This is a genomic window from Streptomyces sp. NPDC007346, assembly GCF_040703535.1.
In the GTDB taxonomy this organism is placed as follows: domain Bacteria; phylum Actinomycetota; class Actinomycetes; order Streptomycetales; family Streptomycetaceae; genus Streptomyces.
Genome location: NZ_JBEYKR010000151.1, coordinates 1 through 16,694 on the forward strand (window position 1 = coordinate 1; position 16,694 = coordinate 16,694).

At 70.8% G+C, this 16,694-nt stretch carries 16 protein-coding genes and 2 pseudogenes; 3 read left to right on the plus strand and 15 right to left on the minus strand.

Features of this window, described 5'->3' with window-relative positions; all coding sequences use genetic code 11:
* Positions 1–54 precede the first annotated feature (54 nt).
* Positions 55–207, plus strand: a pseudogene (locus tag AB0917_RS28580) (ADP-ribosylglycohydrolase family protein); the annotation flags it as partial.
* 222 nt (positions 208–429) lie between these two features.
* Positions 430–867 (plus strand): SPW repeat protein, encoded by a 438-nt coding sequence (locus AB0917_RS28585; RefSeq protein WP_366822572.1) that lies wholly within the window; start codon positions 430–432, stop codon positions 865–867.
* A gap of 393 nt (positions 868–1,260) precedes the next feature.
* On the opposite strand, the gene AB0917_RS28590 is transcribed toward AB0917_RS28585, so the two are convergent.
* The 12 genes from AB0917_RS28590 to AB0917_RS28645 all read right to left on the minus strand — a co-directional run bounded on the left by AB0917_RS28590 (position 1,261) and on the right by AB0917_RS28645 (position 13,488).
* A complete protein-coding gene (locus AB0917_RS28590) occupies positions 1,261–4,101 on the minus strand; it encodes a DEAD/DEAH box helicase (RefSeq protein ID WP_366822573.1) in 2,841 nt (946 codons plus the stop codon).
* Positions 4,102–4,203: 102 nt separating this feature from the next.
* Positions 4,204–5,097, minus strand: a complete 894-nt coding sequence (locus tag AB0917_RS28595) for a diacylglycerol kinase (RefSeq protein WP_366822574.1) — start codon at positions 5,095–5,097, stop codon at positions 4,204–4,206.
* A gap of 18 nt (positions 5,098–5,115) precedes the next feature.
* The gene (tatC, locus tag AB0917_RS28600) at positions 5,116–6,081 is read right to left on the minus strand and encodes a twin-arginine translocase subunit TatC (RefSeq protein ID WP_366822575.1); all 966 of its coding nucleotides are present in this window, start codon (positions 6,079–6,081) and stop codon (positions 5,116–5,118) included.
* 49 nt (positions 6,082–6,130) lie between these two features.
* Positions 6,131–6,427, minus strand: coding sequence for a Sec-independent protein translocase subunit TatA (gene tatA, locus AB0917_RS28605; RefSeq protein ID WP_366822576.1), 297 nt, complete (start codon positions 6,425–6,427; stop codon positions 6,131–6,133).
* Between the two features lie 209 nt (positions 6,428–6,636).
* Entirely contained in the window at positions 6,637–6,834 is a 198-nt protein-coding gene (locus AB0917_RS28610) for a hypothetical protein (protein ID WP_366822577.1), read from the minus strand.
* A 25-nt stretch (positions 6,835–6,859) separates the two neighbouring features.
* Positions 6,860–7,201 carry a hypothetical protein gene (locus AB0917_RS28615; protein ID WP_366822578.1) on the minus strand — a complete coding sequence of 114 codons (342 nt, stop codon included), beginning with the start codon at positions 7,199–7,201 and terminating at the stop codon, positions 6,860–6,862.
* A gap of 23 nt (positions 7,202–7,224) precedes the next feature.
* Positions 7,225–8,178, minus strand: coding sequence for a WYL domain-containing protein (locus tag AB0917_RS28620; RefSeq protein ID WP_366822579.1), 954 nt, complete (start codon positions 8,176–8,178; stop codon positions 7,225–7,227).
* A gap of 17 nt (positions 8,179–8,195) precedes the next feature.
* Positions 8,196–9,149: a WYL domain-containing protein gene (locus AB0917_RS28625; RefSeq protein ID WP_366822580.1), complete on the minus strand. Its 954-nt coding sequence runs from the start codon at positions 9,147–9,149 to the stop codon at positions 8,196–8,198.
* Positions 9,150–9,371: 222 nt separating this feature from the next.
* A complete protein-coding gene (locus AB0917_RS28630) occupies positions 9,372–9,743 on the minus strand; it encodes an FKBP-type peptidyl-prolyl cis-trans isomerase (RefSeq protein ID WP_109166505.1) in 372 nt (123 codons plus the stop codon).
* A gap of 43 nt (positions 9,744–9,786) precedes the next feature.
* On the minus strand, positions 9,787–10,725 hold the full coding sequence (locus AB0917_RS28635; protein ID WP_366822581.1) for an FKBP-type peptidyl-prolyl cis-trans isomerase: 939 nt from the start codon (positions 10,723–10,725) through the stop codon (positions 9,787–9,789).
* Positions 10,726–10,857: 132 nt separating this feature from the next.
* Positions 10,858–12,219, minus strand: a complete 1,362-nt coding sequence (pafA, locus tag AB0917_RS28640; RefSeq protein ID WP_366822582.1) for a Pup--protein ligase — start codon at positions 12,217–12,219, stop codon at positions 10,858–10,860.
* 9 nt (positions 12,220–12,228) lie between these two features.
* On the minus strand, positions 12,229–13,488 hold the full coding sequence (locus tag AB0917_RS28645) for an MFS transporter (protein ID WP_366822583.1): 1,260 nt from the start codon (positions 13,486–13,488) through the stop codon (positions 12,229–12,231).
* Between the two features lie 132 nt (positions 13,489–13,620).
* Between AB0917_RS28645 and AB0917_RS28650 the strand changes: the two genes are divergently transcribed.
* On the plus strand, positions 13,621–14,655 hold the full coding sequence (locus tag AB0917_RS28650) for a LacI family DNA-binding transcriptional regulator (RefSeq protein ID WP_366822584.1): 1,035 nt from the start codon (positions 13,621–13,623) through the stop codon (positions 14,653–14,655).
* Between the two features lie 46 nt (positions 14,656–14,701).
* On the opposite strand, the gene prcA is transcribed toward AB0917_RS28650, so the two are convergent.
* The 3 genes and pseudogenes from prcA to AB0917_RS28665 form a co-directional block, all read right to left on the minus strand.
* Positions 14,702–15,511, minus strand: a complete 810-nt coding sequence (prcA, locus tag AB0917_RS28655) for a proteasome subunit alpha (protein ID WP_366822585.1) — start codon at positions 15,509–15,511, stop codon at positions 14,702–14,704.
* 58 nt (positions 15,512–15,569) lie between these two features.
* Positions 15,570–16,415 (minus strand): proteasome subunit beta, encoded by an 846-nt coding sequence (gene prcB / locus AB0917_RS28660; protein WP_030570217.1) that lies wholly within the window; start codon positions 16,413–16,415, stop codon positions 15,570–15,572.
* Positions 16,367–16,553 (minus strand): annotated as a pseudogene (locus tag AB0917_RS28665) (endonuclease domain-containing protein); the annotation flags it as partial. The gene prcB and the pseudogene AB0917_RS28665, both read right to left, overlap by 49 nt.
* Between the last annotated feature and the right edge of the window lie 141 nt (positions 16,554–16,694).

Here is a 16,694-nt window from a genome sequence, read left to right on the forward strand (position 1 = left end):
CGCCGGACATGATCAAGCAGATCAAGGAGCGCTACTGGCTCTACAACGGAAGCGATTACCGCAACACCCGACAGATCCGGGTCTATCCGGATTGGCCCGGGCGAGGCGACGGACGACACGCAGATGGCGGTGCCGGTCGGCGAATCGCTGCTGGAGCGGGGCGGCCTGGACCTGCCGGACGTCTTCGACCGGTTCCGGCGATGGGCGTGCATCGACGCTGTCCCGGGCCGCTGGACCGGGCTCCCGCACGTACCGCTGCCGGGGCATGGGGACCGGGCCCTGCGCGTGCCGGACCTTCTCGCCCTGGCCGAACGCCCTGGACAGCGAGGGTGCAGATAAGGGGCATATAAGAGCAGAATAGACATACGGGTGCCTGGCGCCCACTCCGTACGGCGCCAGGGCCCACAGGACCGAAGGAGACGAAATCTCATGAGCAACGTCTCACACGCCAGGAGTGACATAGCGGGCCATCCCGATGCCCCCGAAATGCGCGCGCGGTACGACAAGGTGATGGGCGGCCGCGATGTGGCACTGGTGGACGCGCCGGTGTTCCTCGTCGGCCTCTACTGCGCCGTCTCCCCCTGGGTGCTCCACTTCACGGCCGGCCAGCCCGCCCTGGCGGCACACAACCTCGTGATGGGTATCGCCATCGCCGTCCTGGCCCTGGGCTTCACCGCGATGCCCGCGCGCATGTACGGCCTGAGCTGGGCGATGTGCGCGATCGGTGCGTGGATCATCGTGTCGACGTGGGTGGTCGGGAGCAGTCCGGACACCGGGATCGTGATCAGCAACATCGTCGTCGGCGGACTGACGGTGCTGCTGGGCATGGTCTGCGCGGGGGCGGCAATGAGAAGCCGCCGCTCCTGACCCCTTCCTGCGCGCCGAGCCCCGCTCTCCTTCAGCCGCTCCGGCGCTTGGGGAGCGGGCCCGGGGCAGCGCCCCGCCCCCTTCAGCCCCTCCGGCACTTGAGGAGCAGGGCCCGGGACAAAGCCCCACCCTCATCAGCCCCTCCGGCACTTGAGGAGCAGGGCCCGGGACAAAGCCCCGCCCCCTTCAGCCCCTCCGGCGCTTGAGGAGCGGGGTCCGGGGCAAAGCCCCGCCCCCTTCAGCCCCTCCGGCGCTTGAGGAGCGGGGTCCGGGGCAGCGCCCCGGTCTCGGGAAGGGGCGGGTAGGGGAACAGCCCGCCGCAGGCGCCCCACCGCACCGCCCCACCCACACCGCACCGCACGGCACCGCCCCCACAGCATCACCCCACCGGCGTCAGCCGACAGAGCTGTACGCCACGACCCCCCGCAGCACCGCGTCAACCGCCTTCCGCGCGTTCCGGGACACAGAACTGGCCCCCGCGCTCCCCTCCCGAGGAGCCGCCGCGGCCACCTGCCCCAGCACGTCGATCACCTGCTTGCACCACCGTACGAAGTCCCCCGCCGGCATCTCCGCCTCGCGCAGCACCTCGTCCAGCGTGCGCCCGGAGGCCCACATGTAGACCGCCCAGGCGAAGCCGAGATCGGGCTCGCGCTGCCCGACCCCCTCCGTCTGATTGATCTTGAAGTCCTCCTCCAGCGCGTCCAGCCGCCCCCAGATCCGCACCATCTCGCCCATGGCGACCTTGGCGGGCCCGGCCGGCAGCTTCGGCGCGACCGCGTCATCGGCCTGCCGCGCCTCGTACACCAACGCCGAGACACAAGCCGCGAGTTCAGCGGGGTTGAGCCCTTCCCAGACCCCGTCCCGCAGACACTCACTGGCGAGCAGGTCCAGCTCCCCGTACAGCCGGGCCAGCCGCCGCCCGTTCTCCGTGACCTCGTTGCCCCGGAGGTAGTCCAGCTCGGTGAGGAGCGCGACGATCCGGTCGAAGGTGCGGGCGATCGTGTTCGTCCGCCCCTCGATCCGCTTCTCCAGCTGCCGGGTGTCCCGCCGCAGCCGGAGGTAGCGCTCGGCCCAGCGCGCGTGGTCCTCCCGCTCGTCGCACCCGTGGCACGGGTGGGCGCGCAGCTCGGACCGGAGCCGGGCGATCTCCCGGTCGTCGGCGGCCGGTGCCCGCTCCTTGCGGTGCCGGTCGGGCACGATGTGCCCGGCCTTCGTCCGCAGCGCGGAGGCCAGATCGCGCCGGGACTGCGGCGAGCGCGGGTTGAACGACTTCGGGACGCGCATCCGGTCCAGCGCCTCCACCGGCACCGGGAAGTCCATCGAGGCCAGCCGCTTGACCTGCCGTTCGGCGGTCAGCACCAGCGGACGCGGCCCGTCGTGGTGGTCGAACCCGCGGTGCCCGTTGGCCCGCCCGGCGGGCAGACCGGGCTCCAGCACCAGGGCGAGACCCGCGAACTTGCCCGTCGGCACATGGATGACATCGCCCGGCTTCAGCTTCTCCAGCGAGGCGGCCGCCGCCGCCCGCCGCTGCGCAGCGCCCTGCTTGGCGAGCTCCGTCTCCCGGTCCTTGAGGTCGCGGCGCAGCCGCGCGTACTCCTCGAAGTCACCGAGGTGGCAGCTCATGCCCTCCTTGTAGCCCTCCAGGCCCTCCTCGTTGCGCTGCACCTGCCGGGAGATCCCGACGACGGACTTGTCCGCCTGGAACTGGGCGAACGAGGTCTCCAGCAGCTCCCGCGACCTGTGCCGCCCGAACTGCTGCACCAGGTTGACCGCCATGTTGTACGAGGGGCGGAAGCTGGAGCGCAGCGGATACGTCCGCGTGCCGGCGAGCCCGGCCAGCGCCGTCGGGTCCATGCCGCGCTGCCACAGGACCACCGCGTGGCCCTCGACGTCGATGCCGCGCCGTCCGGCCCGGCCGGTGAGCTGCGTGTACTCGCCGGGGGTGATGTCGGCGTGCTGTTCGCCGTTCCACTTGACGAGCTTCTCCAGCACCACCGAGCGCGCGGGCATGTTGATGCCGAGCGCCAGGGTCTCGGTGGCGAAGACCGCCTTCACCAGGCCACGGACGAACAGCTCCTCGACGACCTCCTTGAAGGTCGGCAGCATGCCCGCGTGGTGTGCGGCGATGCCCCGCTCCAGCCCTTCGAGCCACTCGTAGTAGCCCAGCACGTGCAGATCCTCGCCGGGGATGGACGCGGTCCGCTCCTCGACGATCTCGCGCACCAGCCGGCGCTTGTCCTCGTCGTTGAGCCGGAGCCCGGCGTACAGACACTGCTGTACGGCGGCTTCGCAGCCGGCCCGGCTGAAGATGAAGGTGATGGCCGGCAGCAGGCCCTCGTGGTCCAGCCGCTCGATGACCTCGGGCCGTCCGGGCGTCCAGATCCGGCTGCGCTGGCGCCGCTCGCGCTCGCGGTCGGCCTCGCGCACCATCTTGCCCCGGCGGCGCTCGCGCGGGTTGTAGGTGTTCTGGTTCTCCATACGGGCGAGCCGGACCAGGTCCGGGTTGACCTCACGGCGCCCGACGCCGCGGCCACCGTGGTCGGTCGCCTCCTCGAAGAGGTCGTACATCTTGCGTCCGGCCATCACGTGCTGCCAGAGCGGCACCGGCCGGTGTTCGGAGACGATCACCTCGGTGGAGCCGCGCACGGTGTCCAGCCAGTCGCCGAACTCCTCCGCGTTGGACACGGTCGCCGACAGGGAGACCAGCGTCACCGACTCCGGGAGGTGGATGATCACTTCCTCCCAGACCGCGCCCCGGAAGCGGTCGGAGAGGTAGTGCACCTCGTCCATGACGACATAGCCGAGCCCGGCGAGCGACTGCGAGCCCGCGTACAGCATGTTCCGCAGGACCTCGGTGGTCATCACGACCACCGGCGCCTCGGAGTTGACGCTGTTGTCGCCGGTCAGCAGGCCGACCTTGTCCGCGCCGTACCGCTTGACCAGATCCGCGAACTTCTGGTTGGAGAGCGCCTTGATCGGCGTGGTGTAGAAGCATTTGCGGCCCTGCTCCAGGGCCAGGTGGACGGCGAACTCGCCGACGATCGTCTTGCCCGACCCGGTCGGGGCCGCGACCAGCACCCCGTTGCCCGCCTCAAGAGCCTGGCAGGCCTCGATCTGGAACGGGTCCAGTCCGAACTCGTACATCTCCCGGAAGGGCCCGAGGGCCGTCGCCATCTCGGCCGCACGGGCGCGGGATGCCTCGTATCGCTCAGCTGGTGAGAGGTCCTCTGTCATCTTGCATACGAGCCTACCCGCCACCTCCGACACTCAGCGCGATCTTTAAATCCCCTTGGCCATCGACGGCCACGACCGGCCCGCGGCCCGGTCAGCTCCTCATCAGCCCCCGGTGAGCACCCGTACGGCACCCGGTACGCAGACCGCCGTGAGCGGCAGGGCGCCCAGCGGTTCACCGTCCGCGTACGCCGTGACACCGGCCGCCACCAGCTCGATCGAGGAGACCCGGTGCACGGTGACGGCGGGGTGGTTCAGATGCGTGCCCTTGTAGACCTTCGGGAACACCTTGAGCAGCGTGGCGCGGGTGCAGTCGCCCACCACGGTCACGTCGAAGAGGCCGTCGTCCATCTCGGCGCCGGCGCAGATCCGCATGCCCCCGCCGTAGGTGGTGCCGTTGCCCACCGCGATGAGCGTGGCCTCGATCTCCCGGGCCTCTCCCCCGTCGAACCGGATGCGGTACGGGATCGGCGCGAAGGCGGCCAGTTCGGCGAGGATCGCGAGGTCGTACTTGAACCGGCCGCCGACCAGGCGCATCCGGTTGCCCCGGTCGTTCACCCGGGAGTCGAAGCCGGAGGCGAGCACGGAGCCGAACCAGCGCTCCCCGACGCGTCCGAGGTCGACGTCGCGATGGCTCCCCTCCTTGAGCGCCCGCGCCGCCAGCGCTCCGGCGGCGGCCGGGTCGCGGACCGGCAGGCCCAGCGCACGGGCGAAGTCGTTGCCGGTGCCGACGGCGACGACGCCCAGCGGCGTACTCGTCCCGGCGACGGCCTGGAGGGCGAGGGACACCAGCCCGTCCCCGCCCACGGCTATCAGCGCCCCGGTCCCCGCCGCCACGGCCTCGCGGGCCCGGCGCAGTGCGTCGCCGGCGTCCTCACCGAGGACCGTACGGACGGAGAATCCGGCGTCCCGCAACGCGGAAGCGGCCGGCTGCGCGGCGTGCGCGCCCCGGCCGCGTCCTGCGGTGGGATTGACGAAGAGGGTGATCTCGCTGGTCACCCGCCGGACCCTACAAGGTCAGGTGATGTCGTCGTAACCGTTGAGCCGGTGCGAGCGGGAGCCGTCCGCCTCGCCGGAAGCCTGTCCCGGCAGCGCTCTGCGCGGGTCCGCCACGGGCTCGGTCCCTCCGACCGGCTCGGGGGTCAGGTCCAGCTCGGACGCCTCGTCGTCACTGAGCTCGGCATCCGGGTTGTTGCGGTTGCGGCGCTTGTCGTTGAGCAGGGAGACGCCGACGGCGATGAAGTAGAGCACCGCGAGCGGGCCGGCCAGCAGGAGCATCGAGATGGGCTCGCCGCCGGGGGTGGCGATGGCCGAGAAGGCGGTGAGGCCGACGATCATCCCGCGCCACCAGCCGAGCATCCGCTTCCCGGAGAGGACGCCTGTCATGTTGAGCGCGATGAGCAGCAGGGGCAGTTCGAAGGCGAGCCCGAAGACGATCACCATGCGGACGAGCAGGTCCAGATAACTGTCGAGCCCGATCTGGTTCTGCACGTCGTCGGGGCTGAACCCGAGCATGATCTCGGCGGTCTGCGGGAGGATCGCGTAGGCGAGATAGCCGCCGGCCAGGAAGAGCGGTGCGCCGACGACGGCAAAGGCGTAGGCGTAACGCTTCTCACCCTTGTGCAGCCCCGGTGCGACGAACGCCCACAGCTGGTACAGCCAGATCGGGGTCGCCAGCAGCACGCCGGACATCAGCGCGACCTTCAGCGCGTTGGTGAACGGGCCGATCAGGGTGTCGGTCTTCAGCAGCGCACAGGACTTGCCGTCGACGGTCGTGACGATGCCGTTCTTGCAGCCGACCGACTCCTGGATGGGGGCCAGAAGGAACTCGTAGATCTCCTTCTGGAAGAACGCCGCCACGATCATCACGACGACGATCGCCAGCACGGCCTTCAGCAGCCGGTTACGCAGCTCACGCAGGTGATCGAGGAGAGGCATCCGCCCCTCGTCGTCCTTCTCCTGCTTGCGGGCAGACTTGAGCAACCCACTTCCCTCGTCTCGTGCGGCGGCTGTCGGCGGAGCGCCTCAGCGGTCAGCTCTGGGTGGTGGGCTTGGGCTCGTTGACCGGGCGGGAGCTGGTGACGTCACCCGGGGCGGCCTGGATGGTGCGTGCGGTGGTGGACGGCGGCGGGGTCTGGTCCGCGACGGTCTCCGTCGTGGGCGTGGCGGTCGCCGCGTCGTCCTTCTTCATCGCCTTGGCCTCGCTCTTGAGGATGCGGGCCGACTTGCCGAGCGAACGCGCCATGTCGGGGAGCTTCTTGGCGCCGAAGAGCAGCAGGATGACAGCGATGATCAGAACGATCTCTAGGGGCTTCAGATTGCCGATCATGTGCGACTTCCTTCTCACTGAGGCGGCTGGAGGTGGGCTCGCTACCCGTTCGACCGGGCGTACGTCCGGTCGTTGCGCTTGGCAGCGATCGTAACCCGCAGGGGTAAACGCCAGGCAATGCCCGTGCGTACTGCGGCCTGCGCCTCCCTGCCTGGGCCGACCCATGCAGCGTACCCCTCGGGGCCGTGGAACATCAGGCCGCGGGCCCGTCAGCGCAGGCTGTCACCGGTGGCGGCGAGACGGGTCGCCGCCCGTTCGAGGTCCTCCGACGCCTCGTTGACGCGCTCGGTGGTGGTGGTGACCTGGCGGCCGAGGCGCTGCGCCTCGACGAAGACCTTGATGGCGAGCACGCCGAGGACGGCGACCCCCAGGAACCCCAGGGCGATGGCGAGCATGGGCCAGAACATGCGGCGGTGCCTCTTCCTACGGACGCTACGAGGTGGCGTGCAGGCGCAGGGTCCGTACGCCGCCTCCGGTGAGCAGTTCGATGATGCGCTCCCCGGCGGGCTTGCGGACCGGGGCGGAGCACTCCGGGCAGGTGAAGGTGTAGAAGGTGGTGCGGCTGCTGGCGCCGATCGCCAGGCGCAGTGCTCCCGCCGCGAGTTCGAAGCGCCCGCGGCAGTCAGGGCAGGCGGCCCGGAACCGTACGGCGGCGGGTACGGGTACCGGGACCGGGCCGGTACGGGTGGCCGCCGCTCCGGTGGCAGTGGGCCGGCCGGTGCGGACGGCCGCCGGGCCGGTGCCGGTGACCGGCATGAGGTACGTGGGGTGCATCTCGTCTCCGCTCCGGGGCCGCTTCAGACCGTGTCGTAGGCGGCGAGCGCCTCGCGGGCCGCCGTCCGGGCGCTCTCGGCGAGCTCCGGCGGGGCGACGATGCGGCCCTCGCCGCCGAGGCGCAGGGCGAGGCGGCGCAGCGAGGCCGGGTCGGGGGTGCGCAGGGTGATCCGCAGTCCGCCGTCGGGCAGTTCCTCGGCGGAGTCGTGCGGGTAGTACTCGGCGACCCAGCGGCCTCCCGCGGTGACCTCGATGACGACCTCGGGGTCCTCCGCCGCGGGCTGGACCAGCCCTTCGGAGAGGTCCCGCAGCTCCAGCTCCGGCGGTGCGGCGGGCGCGTCGAGGAGGCGGATCTCGGCGACCCGGTCCAGGCGGAAGGTCCGCCGGGCCTCGGAGAGCCGACACCAGCCCTCCATGTAGGTGTGGCCGACGGCGAAGAGCCGGATCGGGTCGACCTCGCGCTCGGTGAGCTCGTCGCGGGCGGGCGAGTAGTAGCGCAGCCAGAGGCGGCGGCGCTCGGAGATGGCCCGGTCGACGTCGGCGAAGACACCGCCCTCCGCCTCGAAGGTCACCGAGAGCCGGGAGCTGGCCGCCCCGGACTCCCCGGCCGCCGTCTCCAGCTTGGCGGTCGCGCGGACCAGGGCCAGCCGGTCGCTCTCGCGCAGGCCGGGCAGGGTCGCGACGGCGCGCGCGGCGACCAGCAGGGCGGTGGCCTCGTCGGCGGCGAGCCGGAGCGGCTCGGCGACGTCGTCCGGGTTGTGCCACCAGATCCGGTCGCCGTCGGTGTCGATGTCGAGGAGGTCCCCGCCGCGGAAGCTGGTGCCGCACATGGGCAGCACGTCGAGGTCCGAGATCAGCTCGTCCTCGGTGATCCCGAAGGCCCGCGCCACGTCCTGGACGTGGGCGCCGGGGCGCTCGCGCAGGTACGTCACCAGGGAGAGCATGCGGCGGGTCTGGTCGATCGCGTTCGTGGCCATCGCTGCGTTCCCTCGTCCTAGTCCTTGGCCACGGCGCGCAGCCGGTCCACCACATCGGCCCGCAGATCGGCGGGTTCCTCCACGACGACGTCCGGCCCGAACTCGACGAGCCAGGCGTCCAGCCCGTGTCCGTACGGGATCTCCAGCTCGTCCCAGCCGTCGCCGCGCCCATGGACGGATATCGCCCGCGAACGCAGCGGGTAGCCCGATCCGGCGCGGAGCCTGATCCGGGCGGTGCGGGTGGCGATCTCGCCGGCCCAGCTCTCGACGGTCTCGCGGACCGTGACGACGTCGGGCACCTCGGCGGTGAAGGCTCCGGCGCGGGAGCGGACCTTGCCGGTGATGCGGGAGAGCCGGAAGACGCGCTCGGCCCCGCGGCCCCGGTCCCAGCCCGCGAGGTACCAGTGGCCGCGCCAGCATTCCAGGGTCCAGGGTTCGACCTGGCGCTGGACGGGGGCGGCGGAGTTGGCCTTGCGGTAGTCGAAGGTGACCGGGCGGCGGTCACGGCAGGCGAGCATGAGGGGTTCGAAGGCGGCCTCGTGGACGGGGATGCGGGGTTCGAGGGCGCTGTGCACCTCGTAGTCGTCCTCGGCCTCGGGCATGCCGGCCGCGCGCAGCTTCTGCAGGGCGCCGCTGGCGGCCCCGGCGAGGCGGGCCTGCTGCCAGACCTTGGCGGCGAGGCCGAGGGCGGCGGCCTCCTCGGCGTCCAGGGTGATGGGGGGCAGCCGGTTGCTGTCGCGGCGGGCCAGGTATCCGATGTCGCCGTCGAGGTTCTCGACGGTCTCGATGACGAGGCCGAGCTCCCGCAGATCGTCCTTGTCGCGCTCGAACATCCGGTTGAAGGAGTCGTCGGAGCCCGCTTCGAGGTAGGCCTCGATGGATCCGCGGAGCTCGCGCTTGCTGAGCGGGCGCCGGGTCCCCAGCAGGCACAGTGCGAGGTTCATCAACCGCTCGGCCTTGGCAATCGCCATCGACGCCCTTTCTCTTGTGCTCTACGACCGTCGACCGTACCGCCCCGGGGTGTCGGGACCAAAGCGAGCCCGTGGACCGGGCAGCGGTGAGGGCCCCCGCCGAGCGGCGGGGGCCCTCACTCACCTGACCGGTACGGAACCTACCCGACCAAAACGGACCGAACCGCGCGGGTCACGCGGCCGGAACGGACCGGGTCCGGTGGCTCCCGTGACCGGAACGGATCAGACCGAGACCAGGTCGCAGACGAAGATCAGCGTCTCACCCGGGGCGATGGCGCTGCCCGCGCCACGGTCGCCGTACGCGAGGTGCGCGGGGATGGTCAGCTGGCGGCGGCCGCCGACCTTCATGCCCTGCACGCCCTGGTCCCAGCCGGAGATGACCTGGCCGACACCGAGCTGGAAGGCCAGCGGCGCGCCGCGGTTCCAGGAGGCGTCGAACTCCTCACCGGTGGAGAAGGCCACGCCCACGTAGTGGACCTTGACCTTGTCGCCGGCCTTGGCGACGGGGCCGTCGCCCTCCCAGATGTCCTTGATCTCCAGGTCGGCCGGCGGCTCGCCACCCGGGAAGTCGATCTCGGGCTTCTCGATGCTCACTGAACTGCTCCTCAAAATGATGAACTGGGCAACCGGGACAGTCTTACACCTTGGCGAGGATGTCCACGGCGAAGACCAGCGTGGAGTTCTTCGGGATGGCCTGCTGCTGCTCGTCACCGAAGGCCTGGTCCGGCGGGATGACGAGGAGCACCCGGCTGCCGACCTTCTTGTCGATCAGACCGGCCTTGAGTCCCTTGAGGGTGACCTGCGACAGCGGGAAGGTCTGGGTCTTGCCGGTGGAGTAGGTGTTGTCGAACTCCTTGGCGTCCTTCCAGATCATGCCGACGTAGTTCACCACGACGCTGTCGGACTCCTTGACGACGTCGCCGTCGGACTCCAGGACGTAGTTGGAGACCAGCTTCTTCGGCGGGTCGCTCTTGGGGATCGTGACCGTCGGGGCCTTGCCGTCGTCCTTCACGCCGACCTTGGGCAGGTCGATGTTGTCCTGGGCGACCTCGGTGCCCTTGGCGGAGGCCGGGATCTGGGTGGCCTTCAGGATGTCGACGACGAACACGAGGGTGGCGTTCGGCTTGATGTCGCCCTGGCCCTGCTCGCCGTAGCCGAGCTCCGGCGGGATGACGAGCTCGACGCGGCTGCCGACCTTCTGGCCGACGAGACCCTTGTCCCAGCCCTGGATGACCATGCCCGCGCCGAGCGTCAGGTCGAAGGGCTGCTTGCGGTCGAAGCTGTTGTCGAACGGCTTGTCGGAGTCCCACGACTGACCGAGGTAGTTGACCTGGATCGCGTCGCCGTCCTTGAGCTTCGCACCGTCGCCCTCGCTGACGACTTCGGTCTTCAGCTCCTTGGGCGGGTCCCCCTCGCCCTTGGAGAGGGTGGGCTTCTCGCCGACCTTGGCGCCCGCGGTGATCGCGGGCACGCCGTTCTTGGACGAGGCGGAGTCGGAGGCCTTGTCGTCGCTGCCGCAGGCCACTGCCGACAGCAGCAGGAGGGGGGCGACGAGAAGGCCGGCAATTCGGCGCACTGGTTCCTCAGATCTCAGGGGGCACTGTGGTTGGGATGTCGAACCACTCTAGGCCGTGCGGAAGGCCCCGTACGAGGAACGTACGGGGCCCTGTCGCACGACGGCCGGCCGAGGGATCCCCTCCGGCTCGGCTCACATGCCCGCGATCAGCTTCTCCACCCGCTCGTCCACGGAGCGGAACGGGTCCTTGCACAGCACCGTGCGCTGCGCCTGGTCGTTGAGCTTGAGGTGGACCCAGTCGACGGTGAAGTCCCGCCGCTGCTCCTGGGCCCTGCGGATGAAGTCGCCGCGCAGCCTCGCCCTGGTGGTCTGCGGGGGCACCGACTTGCCCTCGAAGATCTTCAGGTCGTTGCAGATGCGGGCGGTCTGGCCCTTCTTCTCCAGGAGGTAGAACAGGCCCCGGCGGCGGTGGATGTCGTGGTAGGCGAGGTCTATCTGGGCGACCCGCGGATTGGACATGGTCATGTTGTGCTTGGCCCGGTACCGCTCGATGAGCTTGTACTTCATGACCCAGTCGATCTCGGTGTCGATCCGGTCGAGATCCTCGGCCTCGATGGCGTCGAGGCTGCGGCCCCACAGCTCCAGGACCTGGTCGACGGTGCCGGTGCGGATGCCCCGGCGCTCGACGAAGTCCACGGCCTTCTCGTAGTACTCCCGCTGGACCTCGATGGCCGAGGCCTCGCGGCCGCTGGCCAGGCGCACCTTGCGCCGGCCGGTGAGGTCGTGGCTGACCTCGCGGATGGCCCGGATCGGGTTCTCCAGGGTCAGGTCGCGCATCACCGTGCCCGCCTCGATCATGCGGAGCACCAGGTCGGTGGCGCCGACCTTGAGCAGCATGGTCGTCTCGGACATGTTCGAGTCACCGACGATGACGTGGAGGCGGCGGTACCGCTCGGCGTCGGCGTGGGGTTCGTCACGGGTGTTGATGATCGGCCGGGAGCGGGTGGTCGCGGAGCTGACGCCCTCCCAGATGTGCTCGGCGCGCTGGCTGACGCAGTAGACGGCTCCGCGCGGGGTCTGGAGCACCTTGCCCGCTCCGCAGATGAGCTGCCGGGTGACGAGGAAGGGGATGAGGATGTCCGCGAGCCGGGAGAATTCTCCGTGCCGGGCCACGAGGTAGTTCTCGTGGCACCCGTAGGAGTTTCCCGCCGAGTCGGTGTTGTTCTTGAAGAGATAGACGTCGCCCGCGATTCCCTCCTCGTGCAGGCGTCGTTCGGCGTCGACGAGCAGGCCTTCGAGAATGCGCTCGCCGGCCTTGTCGTGCGTGACCAGTTCGGTCACATTGTCGCATTCGGGTGTGGCGTATTCCGGATGCGATCCCACATCGAGGTAGAGGCGGGCGCCGTTCCGCAGAAAGACATTGCTGCTGCGGCCCCATGACACAACACGGCGGAAGAGGTAGCGCGCCACTTCGTCAGGTGACAGTCGGCGCTGTCCCCTGAACGTGCACGTGACGCCGTACTCGTTCTCCAGCCCGAAAATGCGGCGGTCCATGACTGAACATTACGCCTTACGGCCGGTGCTGAAACCGGGTTCGACGGTACCGTTTCGATCATTTTCCGATCCGGTCACGGTGGCGGGGCCTCCTCCGGGAGGTGCGAGCACCTTTCCGGTGGCCAGCAGGACGACCAGGGCGAGCACTCCGCCGGCCCCCGCCACGCCGAAGCTCCAGGTGGTGGAGCCGAGCTCGACGGCCGGTCCGGCGACGGCCGTCCCGGCGGCCGCGCCGACGCCGAAGGTGGTGACGAGCCAGGAGAACGCCTCGGTCACCGTGCCCCGCGGGGCGTGCCGGTCCACCACGATGAACGAGCACGCGATGGCCGGGGCGAGGAAGACACCGGCCAGGGCGGCGAGGGCGGTCATGGCGGGGACCGAAGGGGTGAGCGCCAACGGCAGGTAGCCGAGGGCCAGAAGGCCGACGATGACGCGCAGCCGCCGCTCGGGCGCCCCGGTCCACTGCCGCGCCCCGTAGCCCAGCCCTCCGATCAGGGCGCCGAGGCCGAGCGCGGCCATCAGCCAGCCGTACACCGACTCGCGGCCGTGGTCGTCGGCGTAGGCCACGCCGGCCACCGTGATGGAGCCGAGCGCGAGCCCGACGAAGAAGAACGCGCCGAGCAGGGCGAGGAGTCCGGGCGAGCGCAGGGCGCCGAGCCAGTGCGCCTCGCGGGGCGCGGAGCGCCAGGTGCGCGAGGGTTCGGACAGGACGACCGACAACGCGCCCAGGACGCCGATGGCGTTGATGACGAGCAGGGCGGCGGCCGGGGACCACAGCGAAACGAGGAGCGTCACCAGGAGCGGCCCGACGGTGAACATGATCTCCTGCGCCACGGCGTCCAGGGCGTACGCCCGGTGCACCTGGTCCCGGCGCTTGAGCACGCTGGGCCACAGGGCCCGCAGACCGCCCTCCAGGGGCGGTGTGGCGACACCGGCGACGATGACGGCGGCGTAGGCCAGCGGGAGCGAGCCGAGGCCCACGACGGCCAGCAGGGCCATGCCGAGGGCGGAGAGCACGGCGGCGGGGAGCTGGACACGCGGCTGCCCGTACAGGTCCACCGCCCGCCCCAGCAGCGGCTGCCCGACGGCGGTGGCGAGCCCGTACGCGGCGGCCAGGGCGCCGGCCTGGGTGTAGCTGCCTCCCTCGGCGCGGGTGAACAGCACGATCGCGATGTGCGCGGTGCCGTTGGGCAGCCGCCCCACCAGCGTGCCCGTCAGCAGCCGGGCGGCATGCCGCGCCCGGAGGACGTCCAGATATCCCGCGGCCATTCCCGCCCCTCTCCGCCGGATGGCTTCCACCACCTGAGGTTTTACGTATAACTTCGAGGTTCATACGTACCATGTGCGCAGTCCGCGGGTCCACCTCGCGGCGCCACGGAACCACCGCGCACGGAGGCCCGAGTGACCGACTCGCACCAGCCCGCCCCGCCCCGGCCCACCAGCCGCGACGTGGCCCGCGCGGCGGGCGTCTCGCAGGCGACGGTCTCGCTCGTGCTCGGCGAGAAGTGGCCGGGCCGGGTGTCCGAGGCCACGGCCCAGCGGGTCCGCCGGAGCGCGGCCGAGCTGGGCTACCGGCCCAATCTGGCCGCCCGCAACCTGCGGCTCGGGCGCACCAGGACCGCGCTGCTGGTGGTCCCGGCGCTCACCAACGAGTTCTTCGCCCGCGTGTACACCGGGGCCGCGGCCGTCGCCGCCGAGCACGGCTTCGGCGTGGTGCTCTACCCCTCGCCGGACGGCACGGGACCGGCCCGGGACCCGTTCGCCTCGGCCCGTGCCGCCCTGGACGGGGTGATCGCCTCCTCCATGGCCTCGGACGCGCTGAGCGCCCTGCACGGGGCCGAGCTGCCGCTGGTGATGCTGGACAGCGACCCGGCCGGGACGGACGCGGCCGCCCACGTGAACCTGGACATCGCCGACGGGATGCGCCAGGTGACGGAACATCTGCTGGACCTCGGCCACCGGCGCCTCGTCCATCTGGCGTCCGCCGTGGACACCTGGACGTTCGCGGTCCGGGCGCAGGCGCTCCAGGAGGCGGTGGGCGCGGTGCCGGGCGCCACCATCCGTACGGTACGGGCCCCGCTCGACGTACGGGCCGGGCGGGAGGCGGCCGAGCAGGCGCTGGCCGTGGCCGGGGAGCGGCCCACCGCGATGGTCTGCGACGACGACATCCTGGCGGCCGGGGCCTGCAAGGCGGCCCGCCGACTCGGGCTGCGGGTACCGGACGACCTCTCGGTCACCGGCTTCGACGACCTCGCCCTGGCCACCGCGGTGGAGCCCGAGCTCACCACCGTCCAGCTCCCCGCCGAACGGGTCGGGGAACAGGGCATGGAGGCGCTGCTGGCCGTGCTGGAGGGCCGCCGCGCCGAGCCGGGCAGCCTGCCGGTGCGGCTGGTCGTCCGCGGCTCCACGGCGCCGCCGCCCGCCCCCCGGGCATGACGGTGCCCCCGAGCCGGCGGCCCGGGGGCACGTGAAGCGCCGCCTTCTACTCCTCGGTGGAGCCGGACGCGGTGCCGGTGTCCGTGCCGGTTCCCGTATCGGTGGACTCGGTTTCCTCGGTGTCGGAGGGGGCGTCCGTCGGGGTGGCGCTCGCCGCGTCCGCGTCGAGCAGCCGGGTCAGCTGGCGGCCGACGATCCGCTTGAACTTGCGCTGCTGGGGCCGCGTACGGTCCAGCACCGCGACTTCGAGGCGCTCGGCGGGAATCTCCCGCTCACCGCCGCCCGGCTCCCGGGAGAGCGCCTGGACGGCCAGCTTCAGCGCCTCGGCGAGCGTCATGCCGTCGCGGTGGCGCTGGTCCAGGAAGCTGCTGATCTGCTCGGCGTTGCCGCCGACCGCGACCGAGCCGTGCTCGTCCACGATCGAACCGTCGTGCGGCAGCCGGTAGATCTGGTCGCCCTCGGGGGCGGTGCCGACCTCGGCGACGACCAGCTCCACCTCGTACGGCTTCTCGGCCGCGCTGGAGAAGATGGTGCCGAGCGTCTGGGCGTAGACGTTGGCCAGCCCACGGGCCGTCACATCGTCGCGGTCGTAGGTGTATCCGCGCAGGTCGGCGTAGCGCACGCCGCCGATGCGGAGGTTCTCGTACTCGTTGTACTTGCCGGCGGCCGCGAAGCCGATCCGGTCATAGATCTCGCTGAACTTGTGCAGCGCGCGGGACGGGTTCTCGCCGACGAACACAATGCCGTCGGCATACTGCAGCACAACGAGGCTGCGACCACGGGCGATGCCCTTGCGGGCGTATTCCGCCCGGTCGGCCATGGCCTGCTGGGGTGAGACATAGAACGGCGTCGACACCGGCTATCCGTCCCTTTCTGTCAGTGACGAGTGCATCTCGGAAGGCTCGGAGTCCGGGTCAGAGCAGCGCGGCGCGCGGGCCGTCGGGCTGCTCCAGGCGGCGTTCCAGGATGGAGCGCGCGATGTCGGCGGACTCCTGGTCGCCCAGCCTCCGGAAACCTTCGTCGGTGATGACGGTGACGATGGGGTAGATCCGGCGGGCCACGTCCGGGCCGCCGGTCGCCGAGTCGTCGTCCGCGGCGTCGTACAGCGCCTGCACGACCAGGGTGAGGGCCTGCTCCTCCGTCAGGTCCTCGCGGTAGAGCTTCTTCATGGAGCCGCGGGCGAAGATCGACCCGGAGCCGGTGGCGGCGTAGCCGTTCTCCTCGGAGCGGCCGCCGGTGACGTCGTAGGAGAAGATGCGGCCCTTCTCGCGGTCGACGTCGTACCCCGCGAAGAGGGGCACCACGGCGAGGCCCTGCATGGCCATGGCCAGATTGCTGCGGATCATGGTGGAGAGCCGGTTGGCCTTGCCCTCCAGGGAGAGCTGGGCGCCCTCGACCTTCTCGAAGTGCTCCAGCTCCAGCTGGAAGAGCTTCACCATCTCCACGGCCAGTCCGGCGGTGCCGGCGATGCCCACCGCCGAGTACTCGTCGGCCGGGAAGACCTTCTCGATGTCGCGCTGCGCGATCATGTTGCCCATGGTGGCGCGCCGGTCACCGGCCAGGACCACGCCACCAGGGAAGGACGCCGCGACGATGGTCGTCCCGTGCGGTGCCTCGATGGCCCCCTGGAGCGGCGGCAGACTCCGGTTGCCCGGGAGCATCTCGGGCGACTGGTCGGACAGGAAGTCCATGAACGAGGACGATCCCGGCGTCAGGAAGGCAGCTGGTAGACGCCCGGTGCTACGAGTGTTGGCTTCCACGCGTTTCCCTCCAGGTATGCGATGGCCCTGCGCAAGAGAGTCAGGATCATCCCCCAACTTGCCGATGGCCGGATTGCAGTTGAAGCAACGTACGCCAGGGACCCTACCCGCCCCGGGACGGTGATCCACATGTTCGGCGGAGGGATCTGCGACGATCCCGCGCTCGCGGACCGGCGGCTCTCCACCGGTCGGCTGAGCATTGCCAAGGTGACCCTGCAGCAGCCCTATGCCCGCTTCATGATCAACGAAGACCGCACCACCAGCGTGGATGACCTGCTG

Excerpts from the sequence above, each read along its gene's own strand:
- AB0917_RS28585 (WP_366822572.1), top strand. The coding sequence starts at position 430 with ATGAGCAACGTCTCACACGCCAGGAGTGACATAGCGGGCCATCCCGAT.
- AB0917_RS28590 (WP_366822573.1), bottom strand. The coding sequence starts at position 4,101 with ATGACAGAGGACCTCTCACCAGCTGAGCGATACGAGGCATCCCGCGCC.
- tatA (WP_366822576.1), bottom strand. The coding sequence starts at position 6,427 with ATGATCGGCAATCTGAAGCCCCTAGAGATCGTTCTGATCATCGCTGTC.
- AB0917_RS28610 (WP_366822577.1), bottom strand. The coding sequence starts at position 6,834 with ATGTTCTGGCCCATGCTCGCCATCGCCCTGGGGTTCCTGGGGGTCGCC.
- AB0917_RS28615 (WP_366822578.1), bottom strand. The coding sequence starts at position 7,201 with ATGCACCCCACGTACCTCATGCCGGTCACCGGCACCGGCCCGGCGGCC.
- AB0917_RS28620 (WP_366822579.1), bottom strand. The coding sequence starts at position 8,178 with ATGGCCACGAACGCGATCGACCAGACCCGCCGCATGCTCTCCCTGGTG.
- AB0917_RS28625 (WP_366822580.1), bottom strand. The coding sequence starts at position 9,149 with ATGGCGATTGCCAAGGCCGAGCGGTTGATGAACCTCGCACTGTGCCTG.
- pafA (WP_366822582.1), bottom strand. The coding sequence starts at position 12,219 with ATGGACCGCCGCATTTTCGGGCTGGAGAACGAGTACGGCGTCACGTGC.
- AB0917_RS28645 (WP_366822583.1), bottom strand. The coding sequence starts at position 13,488 with ATGGCCGCGGGATATCTGGACGTCCTCCGGGCGCGGCATGCCGCCCGG.